Genomic DNA, 17,515 nt, shown 5'->3' with positions numbered 1-17,515 from the left:
AACCCACCCGGCACAGACGGGCGCTGACGATGGCAGCGCTCAAATTCTCCCTGATCCCGATGATCGCGATCATGGTCGGCGCGCTGATCGCCGGATGGCGCACCCCCGGCGAGAAGCTGGTGGCGGCCATGCAGCATCTCGCGGCCGGCGTGGTGTTCGCCGCTGCTGCGACGGAGATCCTTCCGCTGGTGATGCACGGCGGTTCGCCGACCGCGACGCTGATCGGTGGGGCGCTGGGCGTCTCCGTAATGCTCGGGCTCAAGTCGGCGGAAAGCCGATGGGAAGGGCCGGTGGCGCTGCTTGCCGCGATCGGGCTCGATCTGGCGATAGACGGCCTGGTCCTCGGCCTCGCCTTCATCGCCGGCGAGAAGGCAGGAACGCTGCTGGCCGTCGCGCTGACCCTAGAAGTGTTATTCCTGGCCCTGACCCTCACCAACGATCTGGCGGGCCGGTATCGCAAGGCAAAGGCGATTGGCCTGACCTGCGCGCTGGCGGTGCTGGTGCCGATCGGCGCGCTGGTCGCGCAGCCGGTGGCGCTGCTGTCGCCGATATGGATCACCGGCTTCCTGAGCTTCGGCCTGATGGCGCTGCTTTATCTCGTCACCGAAGAGCTGCTGGTCGAGGCGCATGAGAAACCGGACTCGCCGCTGATCAGCGCGATGTTCTTCGTCGGCTTCCTCATCCTCCTGCTGATCGAGGAAATCATGGCATGACGGCTCCACCAGACGGCAAGGTCTCGGCCGAGCGGCGCACGCTCTGGATCGTGCTGCTGCTCAACGCGGCGATCGCTGCGGGATTCTTCGTGACGGGGCTGACAGGCGATTCCAGCGCGCTCATCGCCAATGGCGTCGACAACCTGTCCGACACCGCGGTCTATGCGCTGAGCCTGATCGCGCTTAGCCACGGTCGCACATGGAAGACACGGGCGGCAACCGTGTCCGGCGTGATGCTGCTGATTTTCGCGGGCGGCATCCTGCTCGACGTCGGCCGCCGCTATGTCCAGGGCAGCGACCCGATCGGGCCGACGATGATGGTGATGTCGGCCATCGCCGGCGTCGTGAACTATGTTTGCCTACGCCTGCTCCAGAAGCTCAAGCAGCCCGATGTGAACTTGCGTGCCGCGACCACGTTCAGTTTCAACGATTTCATCTCCAACGGCGGCATCCTGATCGCGGGCGCGCTGGTGCTGTGGCTGGGAACGAATTGGCCCGATCTACTGGTCGGCCTGGCTACCGCCCTTATCGCGATCAAGGGCGGCATAGAAATCCTGCGCGATGCGCGTGCAGAAACCAAGACCAACGCGGAGACGGCGTCATGACTGACAAGTTCGAACTCGATATTCCCGTCCTTCTTCCGGAGGTTCCCGACGCGGCTGATGCCTGTGTCGGCCGCCTCGTCTCGACGCTCAGCGCAAAACCCGGCGTCGAGCGCGCACACGTCCTGGCCGCCGATGGCGATACGCCGGCAAAGCTCTGTATCCATTTCGACGGCGAAGCGCTGCCGCTGTCACGCGTGCGCGACATGGTGCGGGCGGCAGGCGCCGAGATTAGCGGGCGATACGGTCATGCGACATGGCAGGTAGAAGGAATCGGCCACGAACGCCGTGCCCGCACCGTCGGCGAGACCCTGTGCCAGATGCCCGGCGTGCTGCAGGCGGATGCCAGCGCCTCTGGCAGCGTCCGCGTCGAATATGACAAAGAACGCGTCGACGAAGCGGCGATCCTCGCGGCACTGGGCAAGCTCAAGGTCAAACCCGGCAAGCGGACTGGCTCCGATCAGGACGGTGGTCATGCCGGACACGATCACAGCTCCGGCGACCATGCCGGGCACGATCACGGCGATGGCGCGGAAAAGCATGGGCCGGGGGATGGCCACGACCATGCCCACGCCAATTTCCTCGGCCCCAATACCGAGCTGATCTTTGCGCTCGCGTGCGGTGCGCTGCTGGTGATCGGCTTCGCGATCGAGAAGCTGGTTGCGGGTGCTCCCGACTGGCTGCCGACGGCCTTCTATATTGGCGCCTACGTCTTCGGCGGCTTCTTCACGCTGCGCGAGGCGGTCGACAATCTGAAACTCAAGAAATTCGAGATCGATACGCTGATGCTGGTTGCAGCCGCCGGCGCCGCGGCGCTCGGCGCCTTTGCGGAAGGTGCGCTGCTGCTGTTCCTATTCAGCCTCGGCCATGCGCTTGAGCATTACGCGATGGGGCGTGCCAAGCGCGCGATCGAGGCGCTGGCCGAGCTCGCGCCCGACAAGGCGACGGTGCGCCGTGATGGGCAGACCTCAGAAATACCGGTCGAAGAGCTGGTGGTCGGCGACGTCGTGATCGTGCGCCCGAACGAACGCCTGCCCGCCGACGGCTTCGTCATCAAGGGGTCGAGCGCGATCAACCAGGCCCCCGTCACCGGAGAGAGCATCCCCGTCGACAAGGAACCGGTCGCCGATGTCGAGGCAGCGCGCGCGAAGCCAGATGCGGTCGAGGCGACATCACGGGTGTTCGCCGGCACGATCAACGGAGGTGCCGCGATCGAGATCGAGGTGACGCGGCGCTCCAATGAAAGCGCGCTCGCCAAAGTCGTAAAGATGGTGAGCGAAGCGGAGACGCAAAAGTCGCCTACCCAGCGTTTCACCGACCGCTTCGAGCGCGTCTTCGTGCCGGCGGTGCTGGCGCTCTCGTTCCTCCTGCTGTTCGCCTGGGTCGTGGTCGACGAGCCGTTCCGAGACAGCTTCTACCGTGCAATGGCGGTGCTGGTCGCCGCCAGCCCGTGTGCTCTGGCGATCGCCACCCCGAGCGCGGTCCTGTCCGGCGTCGCGCGGGCGGCACGCGGCGGTGTGTTGGTGAAAGGCGGCGCGCCGCTTGAGAACCTTGGTTCCCTCAAGGCGATCGCGTTCGACAAGACGGGTACGCTGACGGAAGGTCGGCCTCGCATCACCGATGTCGTGCCGGTCGATGGCGCGAGCGAAGAGGATCTGTTGGCGCTTGCCGTCGCGGTCGAGGGCTTGAGCGATCACCCGCTGGCACAGGCGATCGTCAAGGACGGCCGCGAGCGCCTGGGTGGGCGCGAGCTGCCGGCCGCAACCGATCTCAAGAGCCTGACCGGACGCGGTGTTACCGCGACTGTCGATGGCGAGACGGTATGGATCGGCAAGGCCGAGATGTTCGGCGTGGAGGGAATCCCCACGTTGAATGCCGCTGCGACCGACGCCATCGCCACCCTACGCGAAAACGGGCGCACCACGATGGTGGTGCGAAAGGGCGATAAGGACATCGGCGCGATCGGGCTAATGGACACGCCGCGCGAAGCGGCCAAGGTTGCACTGAAGCGGCTGCGCGAGATGGGCATCACCCGGATGATCATGATCTCGGGCGATCACCAGAAGGTGGCCGACGCCATCGCCAGGGATGTCGGGCTCGACGAGGCATGGGGCGACCTGATGCCGGAGGACAAGGTCGCCGCGATCAAGAAGCTAGCCGGTGAAGACAAAGTCGCGATGGTCGGCGATGGCGTCAACGATGCGCCGGCGATGGCGTCGGCGACGGTCGGCATCGCGATGGGTGCTGCCGGATCGGACGTGGCGCTGGAGACGGCCGACGTCGCGCTCATGGCCGACGATCTCGCGCATCTGCCGTTCGCGGTGGGCCTGAGCCGCCATACCCGCGGTATCATCCGGCAGAATGTGTTCGTCAGCCTCGGCGTCGTCGCGTTCCTCGTGCCCGCGACGATCCTGGGCCTGGGCATCGGTCCGGCGGTCGCGATGCACGAAGGCTCGACGCTGCTGGTCGTGTTTAATGCGCTGCGCCTGCTGGCCTTCAAGGATCGGAGTGGGTCGGCAGTATGACGGCGGATCGATACGACGCCTTGATCGTCGGCGGCGGACCGGCGGGCCTCACGGCGGCGATCTATCTCGCGCGCTATCATCGCCGCGTCGTGGTAGTCGACGACGGGCACAGCCGCGCGAAATGGATACCGCTTTCCCATAATCACGCCGGCTTTCCGGACGGGATAGCCGGCGAGGATCTGCTGCGGCGGATGCGCGAACAGGCGGAACGCTACGGCGCCACAATAGTGACGGACCGTATAGAGACGGTCGACGGGAAAGCCGATGCTTTCGAAGCCCAAGGGTCCGCCGTGACGACCACCGCTGCGCGCGCCGTCGTGCTGGCGACCGGCGTTGAGAACCGGCGCCCGGCGATGGATGCCGCCACGCATCACGACGCGCTCAATCGCGGCCTGCTTCGCTACTGCCCAGTCTGCGACGGCTATGAAGCGACCGGCCAATCGATTGGGGTGATCGGGGCCGATAGTCACGGCGTCGCGGAGGCGCTGTTCCTAACGACCTATTCGGATGACGTGACCCTGCTCGTTTATAAAACAATGGAACTCACCGGGACGGATCGGGCCGACCTTTGGGGTGCCGGTGTCAAGGTGAAGGAAAGCCCGCTCGAAGAGCTCACGTTCGGTGAAATGGTCACGGCTCGGCTGCGCGACGGCAGCGACTGTCGATTTGACACTATTTATCCGGCACTCGGGTCGGACAGCAACAACGCCCTCGCGCGCCAGCTCGGCGTCGAGCTGAGCGACGATCGCTGCATCGTCGTCGATACCAAGCAGCGGTCGAGCGTCGCCGGCGTCTATGCGGCGGGCGATATCGTTATGTCGCTCGATCAGATCAGCGTCGCGATGGGCCACGCGGCGATCGCCGCGACCGCTCTCCACAATGATCTCCGCAACCGTGACGGCGAGGGCACTGCGTCATGAAAAGGCTGATCGTATTCGATCTCGACGGGACGCTTGCGGAGAGTAAGCGGCCCTTGTCGGCCGAGATGGCGACGACGCTTTCGCGCCTGTTGGCCGTGGTTGATGTCGCGGTGATCTCGGGCGGAGACTGGCCGCAATTCGACCGGCAAGTCGCGTCGCGCCTGCCAATTGACGCCGCGCGCGAGCGGCTATGGCTGATGCCGACCACCGGCACGAAGCTCTACCGCTTTGTCGACGATGCATGGCGCGCGATCTATGCCGAGCTGTTCGACGATGCGGAGAGGGCGAGCATTCGCGCGGCCTTCGACCGCGCGCTGTCGGAAGCGGGGCTCGCGGACGAGCGCATTTGGGGAGAACGGATCGAGGATCGGGGAAGCCAGATTACCTTTTCAGGCCTCGGCCAGGACGCGCCGCTGGAAGCGAAGGAGGGATGGGATCCCGATCGCGCCAAGCGGACCGCGCTCCAGAAGACGCTACGGGCGGCGCTGCCCGGCCTCTCGATCAACTTGGGCGGCACCACGTCGATCGACGTCACCCGCGCCGGCGTCGACAAGGGCTATGGGCTGAACCGCCTGAGCAAGGAAAGCGGCGTGCCCCTGGCCGGGATGCTGTTCCTCGGCGACGCGATCTACCCCGGCGGCAACGACTATCCTGCTGCTGAAATCGGCGTGGATACTGTGAAGGTCCGCGACGTCGCCGAAACCGCTGCCGTCGTGTCGGCGATCATCGCTTGCTTAAAGCGCTGACCGCCGGTCCAGCGATGCGAATTGTCGTCACCCCCCGGACGGTTCTGACACGTTGCTCACCGGCCCGCCACAGGTGACACAGATATGCTTGGGGCGCACGTAAACGGAGTTACAAATGGCTGATTACGACTATGACGTTCTTGTCATCGGAGCCGGTCCCGGCGGTTATGTCGCGGCCATACGCGCGGCGCAGCTCGGGCTGAAGACTGCCTGCGCAGAAGCGCGAGAGACCTTGGGCGGAACGTGTCTCAATGTCGGCTGCATCCCATCGAAGGCACTGCTCCACGCATCCGAGCTGTACGAGGAAGCCAAGTCGGGCGCTCTCGCGAAGTTTGGGGTAGATATCGAAAGCGCTCGCCTCAATTTGACGCAGATGCATTCCGAGAAGAGCAAGGCTGTTGGTGAGCTGACCGGCGGCATCGCCTTCCTGTTCAAAAAGAATAAGGTCGAGTGGCTCAAAGGGCTGGCCACGTTCATCGGCAAGGACAGCGTCGAAGTCGCGGGCAAGACCGTGCGCGCAAAGAATATCGTGATCGCTACCGGATCGTCGGTAACACCGCTTCCGGGTGTCGAGGTGGATAGCGAAGTGGTTGTGGACTCCACAGGGGCGCTGGCGTTTCCCAACGTTCCCGAACATCTCGTCGTCATCGGTGCCGGCGTGATCGGGCTTGAACTTGGCTCAGTTTGGAAGCGGCTTGGCGCTAGGGTCACCATTATCGAATATCTCGACGAAATCCTCCCTGGCCTCGACGGCGAAGTGCGCAGGGAAGCGCGCAATATCTTCGCCAAACAGGGGTTCACGTTCAAGCTCGGCACCAAGGTCACTGCGGTTGGACGCAACGGCGTGGCCGCAACCATTACGGTTGAGCCCTCTGCGGGTGGCGAGGCTGAAACCATCGAGGCTGACGCGGTGCTGGTCGCGATCGGGCGGCGGCCGAACACCGGAGGCCTGGGACTCGACAAGACCGGGCTTGGCTTGAACAAGAAGGGGCAGATCGAAGTGGACCACCGCTTTGCAACCGCTGTTCCCGGCATCTGGGCGATCGGCGATGTCGTGCCTGGCCTTATGCTCGCGCACAAAGCGATGGACGAGGGAATTGCGGTCGCCGAGAACATCGCGGGGCATATCGGGATCGTAAATCATGCGGTGATCCCGTCCGTCGTCTACACCCATCCTGAGATCGCGGGCGTCGGCCTGACCGAGGAGGAGGCGAAAACGCGCGGTGAAATCAAGGTCGGCAAGTTCCCCTTCGCGGCCAACAGCCGCGCCAAAACCAACCGTGACACCGATGGCTTCGTCAAGGTCGTTGCCGACGCCAAGACCGATCGGGTGCTCGGGGTTCACATCATCTCCACGCTCGCCGGCACGATGATCGCTCAGGCGGCCCAGGCGATGGAATTTGGCGCGACCAGCGAGGACATTGCCTACACCTGCCATGCTCATCCGACCCATTCGGAGGCGGTCAAGGAAGCGGCGATGGCGGTGACGGGCAAACCGATTCACATTTGAGGCAGAATACCTTCGGCTGCCTCGACCACGCTCACCGCGCGGCGTCTGCCTGGCGCATAGTTGGCGTGCTGCGACGGCGGTCGTCAGCACGCCGGTCCAGATATGTAGGCCGAGCCGCGTTAGCAGTCGAATTAGGCGCGCGGTACACTGGCTGCGGCGGGGTAGCAGGATAGCCGCCGTAACCGCCGCCACCATAGCTGTGCCCGCCATCCCAACTGACGCCGCCATGTCCGCCGCTTCAGCTGACACCGGCACTATGCGACCGGCTTTGCGCGAAGCCCGGCGACGCCACCGCTACTGCGCTGGCTGATATCGACAACGCCAACAGAACCCTTTTGCTCATGGATTTCCCATTCGGATTGCGGATTTGAAAGGTCCACTCCTTTACGCATCGGTCTGAACAAGCTGGCTCAGCCTATGGCGGAGAGTCTGCCAAGTTACACTCCACCATTAACTACTGCTCAATGATGTCGGTACTCGCGACGATCATGGTGATCGCGGCGGTAACCACGATTATCGTCGTAGTACCCCCTTTGACGATAGTCGTCGTGCCGATCGTAGTAGTATCCGTTATCATAATAGGCGCGCTGGGGCGCGTAGTACACACGCTGGGGAGCATAGCCATAGCCGCGGTAGCCGCCACCATACCCGCCACCGTAGTAACCGCCGCCACCGCCGATACTAATGTTCAGCCCACCGTGACCGCCGCGCTGATGACCTCCGCCATGATGCCGATCGCGCGCCAGCGCAGGAGAAGCGGTCAGTGTCGCAGCGGCAGCGGTCGCCAGCGCAAGAAGGATTTTTCGGTTCATCTCTTCTCTCCGTCACCGTCTTCAGTGACGGCTATGCTGGCCGTTTGCCTCTTGCTGATTGAACTGGCGCTGAACCGTCGCGGGCAGTGAGCAAATTCACGCAACTTCCATGGCTTAGGCGAGAATAGTTGAAGCAGACGAGCCGCGTGCTTCAACATTTGGATGCGGGCCGGCGCTGATCGTGGTAGATAGCGTAGCGATAATCGGGAGAGAAGCCATGACGATGCGGGCTGTCGGCCTGAAAGCGCTGGGCGTCTCGTCGCTCGCGCTGCTGGGCGGTTGCACGACCATACAGGGTCCTCAGCGCTACGCCTATTATCGGGTGCCCTGCACGACACCCGGCGCGGTCGTTGCGACGCCGATCGCGGCTCAGCCCGAAGTCGCCCGGACGCAAATGCCTGATGCACCGCCCTCGCCTGAAGCCTCGACGGAGAGCAGCCGCACGGCTGCTAGCGGGGGGCCGCCGCCTGTCGGTGCCGCATCTGAATCAGGAGCGACCTGCGTCGTGGCGGTTTCGGACGCGGGGTATCGATATAGCCGATCCTATTACCCTGGCTACGGTGGCGACTACGGACGCCCTTATTATGGCTCGTTCGGGATCGGTCTGGGGTTCGGCTCTCACTTCGGCGGCGGGCACGGCTTTTCCGGTGGCCATACCAGATCGGGGCATGGCTCCCACCGCCGGTAAGCGCTTTAGCGTCCGCTATCATATCCTGGCCGATGATGCGCCGCGTCGCACATTTCAGTCGGCGATTCATGCAGCGACTAGATCCACCCCGCGCGCTTGAAGCGGATATAAAGCGCGCTGCACACGGTCACGACCACCGCGAGCACGACGAAATAGCCGTATTCGGTTTTCAGCTCGGGCATGTTCTCGAAGTTCATGCCGTAGATGCCTGCGATGGCGGTGGGCACGGCCAGAATGGCTGCCCAAGCCGCGAGCTGCCGGGTGCTCGCGCCGGTGCGCTGCTGTTCGAGCAGGTTGCTGACCTCGAATACCGATGAAAGCACTTCGCGAAGACCGCCGACCGTGGTTTCGACCCGGTGGATATGGTCGAGCACATCCCGGAAATACGGGATCACATCCCGGTCGATGCAGGGCATGTCATCGTGGGTGAGCTTGTTCGCCACCTCACCCATGGGGCCGAGGACCCGCTGGAATCGCATCAACTCACGCCTCAGGTTGAAGATGCGGCTGATTTCGGCGCGGGCCAGGAAAGCGTCCAGGGCCCGCTGCTCCATGGCGACCACGTGCTCCTCGATGGCTTCCCCGATCGGCAGATAGCCATCGACGATGAAGTCTATGATGGCGTGCAGAACGTAGTCGACACCATGCGCGAGTAGTGAGGGTGCCGCCTCAAGCTGGCCGCGCAGCGTGCTGTGCGAGCGTGCCGATCCATGCCGCACGGTGATGACATGACTGGGACCCACGAATATCGCGGTTTCGCCGTAGGCGATAACCTGATCCTCAAGCCGGGCGGTCAGCGCGACCACGAACAACTGATCGCCATAGACATCGACCTTTGGATGCTGGTGGGCTTTCAGGGCATCCTCGACCGCAAGCGGGTGAAGTCCGTAATGCTCCTGTAGCTTCCGAAGCTCCTCCTCGGATGGCTCCAGCAGGCCGATCCAGACGAACTCGGCCTTGTCGTCCGAACAGAATGTCGGCTCGTCGATCGAAACAGACCGGACCCGCTGGCCATGGCGATACAGGGAAGCGGCAACAACGCTCATCAAGACCCTCCAAACATTGATAGACGAGCGCTTCTAGCAGGAGCCGATCCTTGCGTCGCTTCGAACGCATATCCCCACTGCTGCAGCCTCAGGGATGCCTTGGGCTTCGTCACCGTCATTCTTTCTTAGCCACCGCTACGCCAGCACATTCACGGCACGGGCAGCGACGAGACCCACCGTAAGGAGTGAAGCGCCAGCTTCGACCATCATGAGCATTTTGCTTCGAGCGCTTAACGGCATCGTATCGGTGGGGGAGAAAGCGGTCGTGTTCGTAAATGAAACATAGAATTAGTCGATTAATCCAGGGGTCCGTTGCTCGGTCCCGACGATTTTTCCGGCGATCATCTGAGGAAAGAGGAAGTCCGCGGCGCGCGCGGTATCAAGACCGCGCATGGCGGGTTCATCACCGTGTCGAGATTCCAGAACCATTGGGCGAAGACAACGATGTTTGTGACCAGATGTTCAGCGCGTCCAGCAGCAAAGACTGCCCGGTAGCTCCTTTTGGACCATCGAGAACAAGCAGGGCGTGGACAACCGCCGCGAGCGCCTGAAAATTCGTGACAGTGACCAAAGCTGTGAGCAACAAGGCGAAGCGTCGAACAAAGCGGCGGTGACGGACGATCAGGTCCTGTGATGATGAGTCGTGGCCTGTCGAATGCGTTCCCTACGTCCATGCCGTTGCGATGGAAAGCGGCACGAGCAGCGCGATTTCGAAAGCCGGCACCAGCCAACGTGGGCCAAGGGTGAGATTGTTCGTAAGGACAAGGTTCAGCGCGGCCGTTAGCGCAATCGCGCCCCCGCCAGCCAAAAGGCGGAGGCATGCTTTTGAAGAATGGTGACACTCGGCCCCCATGACCCTCTCTTTCATGATTGTCGGATCGACACCATCGCCTGCAATTCCGTGCTAGGCTGCGATCAGCTTTGTCATTGCAGACAATCTGGCAGGAATGAGCCATGTTTAAGTGACGACCAGCGACCCGCCTCATTCAGCCAAGAGGCACTCGCGGGCTCGGCGCGTTCGCCGTCCTCTGCGCTGGTGGGAGCTGGCGCTGCCGGCCGGCGTGTGGATTGTCGCTGCAAAGGTGTTGCTGGTGGGTGCCCGCACGCTGGGGCGTTCCGGGCTTGGGCTTCGATATGCAGTGTTCTCGCTGATCCGCCTGTCCGGTCGGCTATCTCACATTGGCTTTCGGGTGTGGCGCCACCAAGGAGGTAAGTGGAGGTGATCTGCCTCCTGTTAGAAATCAGAGCGTGAACCAGGATATACGATGAATGATCCAAAACCGTCGGCCCTCTCCAATCCGCCGGATGCTTTAAAAAGCCAGCGCATCCGAAATTGCTGAAGGATTTAGGGAAGCTCTGAACAAGTCGGACTTGCGACGACGGCGATGGTGTGATTCGATGCCCGGACGGAGGGCTTGGTGATGCAGGGTCGTTTTTCAGGGCTTGGTATGTCTCGTCCGCGTAAACGGACGCGGCGCGAGGTGTTTCTGGATCAGATGGCGACCGTTGTTCCGTGGGAACGGTTCGAGCAGTTGCTCTCACGGCATTATCCGGTGGCGGGCCGTGGACGTCGTCCTTACCCGTTGCGGGCAATGCTGAAGATCCATTTCATGCAACAATGGTTTGGGCTGTCGGACCCCGCGATGGAAGAAGCCCTGTGGGAGACGCCGCTGTTGCGCCAATTTGCGGGGATCAGCCCCGACTTTGAAGGCGTGCCGGATGAGACGACGATTCTGAAGTTCCGGCATTTGCTGGAAAAGCATGAATTGGGCAAAGCGCTGTTTGACGAGATGACGGCGGTTTTGACCGAGCGCGGTTTGCTTTTGCGCCAGGGCACGATCGTGGATGCGACTTTGATTGCTGCGCCGCCATCGACCAAGAACCGCACGAAGTCGCGCGATCCCGAGATGAAGCAGACCAGGAAGGGCAACCAATGGTATTTCGGCATGAAGGCGCATATAGGCGCGGACGCGGCTTCGGGATGCTTTCATTCGGCCGAGATGACGTCGGCCAATGTGCATGACAGCGTAGTGACCGATGCGCTGCTTCACGGCGAGGAGGAAATTGCCTTTGGCGACAGCGCCTACGCCAGCAAGGAGCGGTCGCTCGTCGCCGATCGAGATGAAGGCGATGTTGTCTGGGCGACACCGTTCAAGCGCAAGAAGGGCCAGGGCCTGAGCGATGAGGAGCGCCGGATCAACCGGTTGACGTCTTCGTTCCGCGCCAGGGTCGAGCACGTTTTCCGGGTCGTCAAGCGCCAGTTCGGCTACACCAAGACCCGCTATCGCGGCCTGTACAAGAACAGCCAACAGATTTTCTGCCAGCTCACCTTGGCCAATATCTACATCATGCGGGAGCGATTGGCCCGGTCGGCAGGATAAGTGCGTCCGTTGGACCGACAATCGTTTAAAAGGCGCCGGAAAAATCGGCGAAAATGACCCGAAAATCCGCGACATTGGGCAAATCTGCGCATGACAACACTCTCGGCCCGAAAGCGTCCCCGACTGCCAGTTTCAGACGCCAGATTTCCTACCTGTGCAGAGGTTCCTTAGATCCTGGTCTCATTACCGGTGCATCCGACGACGACCCGAGCGGCATAGCCACGATTCTCAAGCTGGCGCACAGTTCAGCTACAGCGTGGCATGGGTCATGTTGTTCAGCTGGCCTTTGATGTGTAAGCGATGTCCTCAGCCCACCGCGATCCAAGGCATGGGTTCGCCGACCGCGTTTGCGGGGTGGCCGTTGGCGAGGCGTGCGAGCGTGTTGGTCAGCCAGGCGGGTGGACCAAGCCCATTGAGCTTGCAGCATTCGATGAGCGTGGCGACGAAAACCCAGTTGTCCCCGCCTTCGTCTGAGCCAGCGAGCAGGGCATTTAAGCGCGAGCGGGCGGATCGAGCGCTCGACGGTGTTGTAGTCGAGGTCGATGCGCCCATCGTCGAGGAACAGGTGAGGCCATCCTAACGCATAAGCGCATAGCGGATTGCCTCGGCGATCTTGCTCTTGGCGCGTACAGACTTGACCGGGCAGAGTTAGTGCCAAGCGAGGTGAGATCGGCGCAGGCTCACGATGTTCTAAGCGCGGTTCAGGCCAAGCTTTTCGACAGGGGGCGCTGGCTGTCATTCAGTCGGACATGGATTGGGAAGTGCCAGGGAGGTTGTCCTAGTTATATGCGGCGGTGTAGTCGTGGCTGCGTTCCGGGCTTGAGCTGTTGACTAGCGGCCGACAAAGGCCGGTCGGTGAAGACAGCGGTCCAGATACCGTTGTCCTCGCGGCGCTGATCAGCTCGCCAGGGCGACGCGGCGATTCGTCTTGGACGGAGCACCGCTGGCGACGATCCCCGGCCGGCATGCTCCGCAACGATGCTAACTGGTCGGTGGCACCGCCTCCGCAGCAATGGTTTGATGAATCATCGATATTCGGCGGCCATGAGAGGGATGGGGGCACTTCTCGTTGGTTACGATGTACTCTATGTCAACGCTCCCGCATTGTGGCGTTAGGGCCAGGTTTCGAGTATCGAACGTCAGTGTTAGGGTTGCCTCCGCCCAGGCGGCTTGTGCCACCGTCTCATGGACGCCGGTTAATTTCGACACGCCGCGCCGGAACGCATGGCAAAGGGAGAGACTATGAAGCCCACGACCATCGGGTCCATTCCGACCGCAGACAGCTTCAAACCCACGGCACCCGTTGGGGTAGTTCCACTGGCGACCGGCGCTATCGTGCTTCGTCCCGAACAATTGCTAGACGCGCAGAAGAGGATTGCGCAGATCGACTTCGCCACAATGCCGTCAGGCGACGTGATCAGACTCGGGCTCGATGCGGAGCAGGCGCTCCAGCGCACGCTCGACGGCTTCCTCGCCCGGCTCGATAAAAACTCTGCGGCGGCTGTGTTCGCGCTCTTTGGGCGGCTCGAAAAGGGAGTGGAAGACGCCGACCTTCCGGAGATTCTGGACAAAGTACAGAACGGTGAAAAACCCGGATTGATCGGCAGCTTGCTCGGCCGGCTTCGCGGCAAGCGGCCCGATCAACTCGCCGAAGAACTGTTGACAGCGATCGGCAACCTTATCGCTGGACGGACAAAGACACTGGCTGACGAGATGACGAAGCTGGAAAGCGCGCTATCCATGGAGATGCAGAAGCTGTTTGTCGAGTTGCAGGCGCTCGAAGCACTCAAGCGAAGCTATGGCACGCATTTCGACGACTTTACCGTGGCAGCGGGCGTTGCCAGGGCGTTGTTTGAAAAGGCCCAAGCCTATGTCGCAGGTGAGAAGGCCGCGCTCGATCCCGCTGATCCCGTCGCCCAAGGTCGCGTTCTGGAACTAACGGACAAGCTGCGGCTTCTTGAAAGCCGCGCGCTAGCGCTCGAGGGAAGCTATACGCGGCTACCTGCTGATCAGCTGGTTATTCAGCAGATCGAGCAGGCGGGCGTGGCGACGTTGCAGGAGACGGCCACAACAGTCGCGTCGCGTTTTGCATCGATCAAGATGACGCTGCTGTCGATCCACGGCGCCTTCGCGGTCAAAAGTGTGCAACAGATTGCCGGGCGCCAAGCCAAACTCGATCGGCAACTCACCGAACTTCGCGGTCGGGCGCTCAAGGACGTGGCCGTGGCGGCTGCGCTGGCCCCCGGTGAAAACCGCGTTGCGCAGGCGCAGCAGATTGAGTCAATCATCGTCACTACGAAGGAGATCCACGGGTTGGTCGAGGCTGCGAGAAAGACCACCGATGAGAAATTCGAGATCGCTCGTCAAAAATTTGCCGACGCCCGGCGAGAACTTGCTACCCTCTCGCAGAAATAGAGACCGTCATCTCCCACGCTGATTGTTGTACGAGGATCCGCACGACCATGTTGACACTTTCCCTCGACAAGCCCGGCACCGCGACGCCGAAGCTTCAGCTTTCGCTAAACAAGGGCGCCCGGTTCACCGCAAAGGTCGAGTGGCGGTGCGATGCCGATCATGCCGATGACGTCGACGTGCACGCGCTCGAGGCGCGCAACGATGGAGACGGGGCCAAGGTGACCGAACTCGCCAGCGTACTCTCCACCTACAATACAAAGCGGATGAACCCGCGCGGTGGCGCGCTGGCCGCAAATCCGGACGGGTCTTTTCAAACACCCGGTGGCGGGCTCTCTCACAGCGGCGACATGCGGGTACAAAACAACAGCGAATCGATTATCGTTGACGGTTCGAAACTGCCGGACGGGGTAAACGAGATTCCGATCCTGGTAACGGTCCACGACGCGGAACATGGCGGCGGCCACGACACCGGCGAGGCTGAAGAAGACGAACCCGCCTTTGGCGACATCGACGTTTGCACCATCACGCTTTCGGACGATACCGGGCGGGAACTTGGTGCCTATCAGCTATCGTCCGAATTCAAGGATTTCAACGTCGTTCAGCTCGGCAGCATCCTGCTCGGTCCCGACGGATGGGAATATGCGGCTGTGGGCCGCGGTTTTAACGGGACCTTCAACGATGTCCTCGCGCACTTCTCCTGATCCGACAGATGCGTGACGACCCGGCTCCGAGCGGAAAGTCCGGCACTGAGGAACCGCCGGGCAGTCTGCGTCCGACGATTATTAGGCAAGTGGACAGGACGCGGCGCGGTTCTAGCAGCCAAAACGTTAATGCGCAAAGCGGCGAGGAAGGGACGGGTGGGACCAAGCCCGCCGTTCTGGCTGTGGAGCATCCGCAAAGCGGGAAGCCGGGCCGCGTCATCACCGCGCCAACGGCGATCCCCGGCGTCGAGCGTAAACGGATCGTTGTCGTCTCGGCCGATATTGAACGTCTTTCCCCTGGTGTAGCGCCAGCAGTGTCGGGAAAAGCGGTTCGGCTGGTCAGGAGCTTCGTTCCGGAAGGCGCGCGCGACCGGCAAGTCACGATGTGGGGCCATGAGGCTCAGCAAGACTATGCCGAACTCGTCTCAACTACGCTGGAGCTATCACAGGCAGAGGTGCTCATCAGAGCGCGCCGCTATTTAGTTCGAATCGCCGACCTGCTCGACACGATCGACTTGGAGGCGGTCTGCGGTTCTGGACTGTCGCCCGGTTTATTCGGCCGCCTGTTCGGCGGCGGCCGGATCGATACAGCTGGCAAACTTGAGACCGCGCGAGTCGAACTCGAACAGTTGGTCCGGCTGACCAACGTGACTCTCGAGCCGCTCCTTGCACTCAAGACCTCATTCGACGAGCAATCGCGCCGCCTCGATGCAGCTTGGCAAGATATAGAGGCGGCGGGCCTTGCGGCTGCTTTCCTGTCCGAACATCTTGTCAATGACCGACCCGAGTTGTCACGGCGCCTGCTGGAACGCAGCATGAGTCTTGCGCAAACGGCGCTGCAAATCCGGAACAGCGCCTCGTTGCGCGACAGCCAGTCGGAGCAACCACTAAGCTTGGTCGCGGCGATTCAGAACGTGGTGCTCGTGACGCTGCCGGGCTGGCTGGTCGCTATCGCCGCGCTGAACGTCGCTTCTCCCGCCAGCCGGCAACCGACCCCCACTCAGGCGACTGAACTTCAATTTCAGCTCCGTACCATCCTTCAACAACTCAAAGCATGAGGATCGAGCACCGTGGCCCTGCAACTGAATCTGGAAAAGTCCGCGCGCGCGTTGCGCCTCTCCCTCGACAAAGCGGGTATCGCCCACGACGTGAAAGCAGAACTCATCTTTGACATGGACGTATCCGGCTCCTTTGAGCACGAGCATGAAGAGGGAACAACCAGCCAGTTGATCGCCCGGCTCGTGCCCTACGGTATGGAACTGGACCCCGATGGTCGGATTGATGTTTTTACCTTCAGCGACGGTAAGCACAGCGTCCATCACGTTGGCACCGTGACACCCGACGATTCCGAAGGGTACATTGTTCGCAACGTAATTGACCAAGTGCCCGGCTGGAATGGCGGGACGACGTACAGCTATGTGCTCGAACGCAATCTCCAACATTTTGGCTGGCTAACGGCGGAGCCGGAAAGAGGCGGCTTCCTCAGCCGCTTTTTCGGCGTTGCCACGGACCCGGTGATTCGCGCTAGGAAGCGGTCAATCGTGATCTTTGTAACGGACGGCGAGAACGACCCGGCCGATCATGCGCGCACGATCAAAGTCCTCGAAGAATCCGAGCAACGGGGCGATCAAGTCTACTTTTTGTTCATGGGCGCATGCGAGCACGACGTAGATTTCGGGTTCCTGCGAAGGCTCGCGGCACGGTTCAAAAATACCGGTGTCGTAATCATACGCGATCTGGATTCGTTCGTCGAATTGTCCGACGACCAACTCAATGCCGAGTTGCTGGTCCCCGAACTTCTCGATTGGCTAAAGTCGTGAACCCGGCAAATAAATGGCAGTTATATTCGCGATCAGAGAGTGTAGCCTAGTAAGGGCGGGCGTGTATTATTAGCGCCAGTTCCTCGGACCTCCGTACGTCCACTTCTATCGCCAAGCTGTGCGAGGACGCTGAGAAGTTGTGCTTCCGTGCGGCCATCGACCGCGCGCTTTCAGAAACGGGGCTTGCCGATGAGCGCATCGAGGTGAGAGGACCGCGAAAGCCAGATTACCTTTTCCGGCCCGCTGTTTTTGTGCCTGTCCGAGCGCCATAACGCGAGGTTCAACGACATAACTTGGCCCGCACCAGCCAATCGAAAGGCCGCGCACCAAGCCTTGCCACCAGCCATTGATCGTACTGGGAAGCGGAATTTAAAAAATCAATGGCGATGAGGCGCCTGGCTAGCAATTTTCTGGGCATCAGGTGGGTAAGACATCTCCTTGAAAAACTCGAAGCTTCCTGTCGCTCGTACGACCACCCTCGCATTATTCGTAGAATGATTTTGAAACGCCACGCCATAGAGACTGTCCGTCGTCAGAACATTCGGCACAACTCGCGGCGTAGATTAGCGGAGTGCGGACCTCGTCAGGGGGTTGATGTTAGGCGGCGAACTTGCGGTGCTGCAAGCGCCGATGTTC

Annotated in this window: 14 protein-coding genes and 1 pseudogene; 12 read left to right on the top strand and 3 right to left on the bottom strand. The window is 61.7% G+C overall.

The window, feature by feature from the left end:
• The first annotated feature begins 29 nt into the window (after window positions 1-29).
• The 6 genes from FFS35_RS18390 to lpdA all read left to right on the top strand — a co-directional run bounded on the left by FFS35_RS18390 (window position 30) and on the right by lpdA (window position 7,016).
• The gene (locus FFS35_RS18390) at window positions 30-713 is read left to right on the top strand and encodes a transporter (RefSeq protein ID WP_137788318.1); all 684 of its coding nucleotides are present in this window, start codon (window positions 30-32) and stop codon (window positions 711-713) included.
• Entirely contained in the window at window positions 710-1,318 is a 609-nt protein-coding gene (locus FFS35_RS18385; RefSeq protein ID WP_137788317.1) for a cation diffusion facilitator family transporter, read from the top strand. Before FFS35_RS18390 ends, FFS35_RS18385 begins: the two co-directional genes overlap by 4 nt.
• Window positions 1,315-3,840 carry a heavy metal translocating P-type ATPase gene (locus tag FFS35_RS18380; RefSeq protein WP_137788316.1) on the top strand — a complete coding sequence of 842 codons (2,526 nt, stop codon included), beginning with the start codon at window positions 1,315-1,317 and terminating at the stop codon, window positions 3,838-3,840. Before FFS35_RS18385 ends, FFS35_RS18380 begins: the two co-directional genes overlap by 4 nt.
• Window positions 3,837-4,760, top strand: coding sequence for an NAD(P)/FAD-dependent oxidoreductase (locus FFS35_RS18375; protein WP_137788315.1), 924 nt, complete (start codon window positions 3,837-3,839; stop codon window positions 4,758-4,760). The genes FFS35_RS18380 and FFS35_RS18375 overlap by 4 nt, the downstream gene beginning before the upstream one ends.
• Window positions 4,757-5,506: an HAD-IIB family hydrolase gene (locus FFS35_RS18370; protein WP_137788314.1), complete on the top strand. Its 750-nt coding sequence runs from the start codon at window positions 4,757-4,759 to the stop codon at window positions 5,504-5,506. Before FFS35_RS18375 ends, FFS35_RS18370 begins: the two co-directional genes overlap by 4 nt.
• Window positions 5,507-5,621: 115 nt before the next feature.
• Window positions 5,622-7,016, top strand: coding sequence for a dihydrolipoyl dehydrogenase (lpdA, locus tag FFS35_RS18365; RefSeq protein ID WP_137788313.1), 1,395 nt, complete (start codon window positions 5,622-5,624; stop codon window positions 7,014-7,016).
• A 461-nt stretch (window positions 7,017-7,477) separates the two neighbouring features.
• Here lpdA and FFS35_RS18360 read toward each other — a convergent pair whose 3' ends face one another.
• The gene (locus FFS35_RS18360; RefSeq protein WP_137788312.1) at window positions 7,478-7,828 is read right to left on the bottom strand and encodes a hypothetical protein; all 351 of its coding nucleotides are present in this window, start codon (window positions 7,826-7,828) and stop codon (window positions 7,478-7,480) included.
• Between the two features lie 217 nt (window positions 7,829-8,045).
• Between FFS35_RS18360 and FFS35_RS18355 the strand changes: the two genes are divergently transcribed.
• Entirely contained in the window at window positions 8,046-8,516 is a 471-nt protein-coding gene (locus FFS35_RS18355) for a hypothetical protein (protein ID WP_137788311.1), read from the top strand.
• A gap of 77 nt (window positions 8,517-8,593) precedes the next feature.
• Here FFS35_RS18355 and FFS35_RS18350 read toward each other — a convergent pair whose 3' ends face one another.
• The gene (locus FFS35_RS18350; protein ID WP_137788310.1) at window positions 8,594-9,562 is read right to left on the bottom strand and encodes a magnesium and cobalt transport protein CorA; all 969 of its coding nucleotides are present in this window, start codon (window positions 9,560-9,562) and stop codon (window positions 8,594-8,596) included.
• Window positions 9,563-10,983: 1,421 nt separating this feature from the next.
• Here FFS35_RS18350 and FFS35_RS18345 point away from each other — a divergent pair.
• Complete coding sequence (locus tag FFS35_RS18345) at window positions 10,984-11,943, top strand: IS5 family transposase (RefSeq protein ID WP_137788334.1); 960 nt, start codon at window positions 10,984-10,986, stop codon at window positions 11,941-11,943.
• Window positions 11,944-12,249: 306 nt separating this feature from the next.
• Here FFS35_RS18345 and FFS35_RS18340 read toward each other — a convergent pair.
• Window positions 12,250-12,564, bottom strand: a pseudogene (locus FFS35_RS18340) (transposase); the annotation flags it as partial.
• Between the two features lie 621 nt (window positions 12,565-13,185).
• Here FFS35_RS18340 and FFS35_RS18335 point away from each other — a divergent pair.
• From FFS35_RS18335 to FFS35_RS18320, 4 genes are read left to right on the top strand one after another with little or no spacing between them, the layout of a single operon-like run.
• Entirely contained in the window at window positions 13,186-14,358 is a 1,173-nt protein-coding gene (locus FFS35_RS18335) for a hypothetical protein (RefSeq protein ID WP_137788309.1), read from the top strand.
• Window positions 14,359-14,405: 47 nt separating this feature from the next.
• Entirely contained in the window at window positions 14,406-15,059 is a 654-nt protein-coding gene (locus FFS35_RS18330; protein ID WP_088185101.1) for a TerD family protein, read from the top strand.
• 8 nt (window positions 15,060-15,067) lie between these two features.
• Window positions 15,068-16,117, top strand: coding sequence for a hypothetical protein (locus FFS35_RS18325; protein WP_137788308.1), 1,050 nt, complete (start codon window positions 15,068-15,070; stop codon window positions 16,115-16,117).
• 12 nt (window positions 16,118-16,129) lie between these two features.
• Window positions 16,130-16,879 (top strand): VWA domain-containing protein, encoded by a 750-nt coding sequence (locus tag FFS35_RS18320; RefSeq protein ID WP_137788307.1) that lies wholly within the window; start codon window positions 16,130-16,132, stop codon window positions 16,877-16,879.
• The last annotated feature ends 636 nt before the right edge of the window (window positions 16,880-17,515 follow it).

Origin of the sequence: Sphingomonas sp. 3P27F8, from assembly GCF_005502745.1 — a bacterium.
Taxonomy (GTDB): Bacteria; Pseudomonadota; Alphaproteobacteria; order Sphingomonadales; family Sphingomonadaceae; genus Sphingomonas.
This window is presented reverse-complemented; position numbering and strand designations above follow the sequence as displayed.

Coding starts and splice junctions, on each gene's coding strand:
- lpdA (WP_137788313.1), top strand. CDS start 5,622: ATGGCTGATTACGACTATGACGTTCTTGTCATCGGAGCCGGTCCCGGC.
- FFS35_RS18355 (WP_137788311.1), top strand. CDS start 8,046: ATGACGATGCGGGCTGTCGGCCTGAAAGCGCTGGGCGTCTCGTCGCTC.
- FFS35_RS18385 (WP_137788317.1), top strand. CDS start 710: ATGACGGCTCCACCAGACGGCAAGGTCTCGGCCGAGCGGCGCACGCTC.
- FFS35_RS18360 (WP_137788312.1), bottom strand. CDS start 7,828: ATGAACCGAAAAATCCTTCTTGCGCTGGCGACCGCTGCCGCTGCGACA.
- FFS35_RS18345 (WP_137788334.1), top strand. CDS start 10,984: ATGCAGGGTCGTTTTTCAGGGCTTGGTATGTCTCGTCCGCGTAAACGG.
- FFS35_RS18380 (WP_137788316.1), top strand. CDS start 1,315: ATGACTGACAAGTTCGAACTCGATATTCCCGTCCTTCTTCCGGAGGTT.
- FFS35_RS18330 (WP_088185101.1), top strand. CDS start 14,406: ATGTTGACACTTTCCCTCGACAAGCCCGGCACCGCGACGCCGAAGCTT.
- FFS35_RS18390 (WP_137788318.1), top strand. CDS start 30: ATGGCAGCGCTCAAATTCTCCCTGATCCCGATGATCGCGATCATGGTC.
- FFS35_RS18335 (WP_137788309.1), top strand. CDS start 13,186: ATGAAGCCCACGACCATCGGGTCCATTCCGACCGCAGACAGCTTCAAA.
- FFS35_RS18325 (WP_137788308.1), top strand. CDS start 15,068: ATGCGTGACGACCCGGCTCCGAGCGGAAAGTCCGGCACTGAGGAACCG.
- FFS35_RS18350 (WP_137788310.1), bottom strand. CDS start 9,562: ATGAGCGTTGTTGCCGCTTCCCTGTATCGCCATGGCCAGCGGGTCCGG.
- FFS35_RS18370 (WP_137788314.1), top strand. CDS start 4,757: ATGAAAAGGCTGATCGTATTCGATCTCGACGGGACGCTTGCGGAGAGT.
- FFS35_RS18375 (WP_137788315.1), top strand. CDS start 3,837: ATGACGGCGGATCGATACGACGCCTTGATCGTCGGCGGCGGACCGGCG.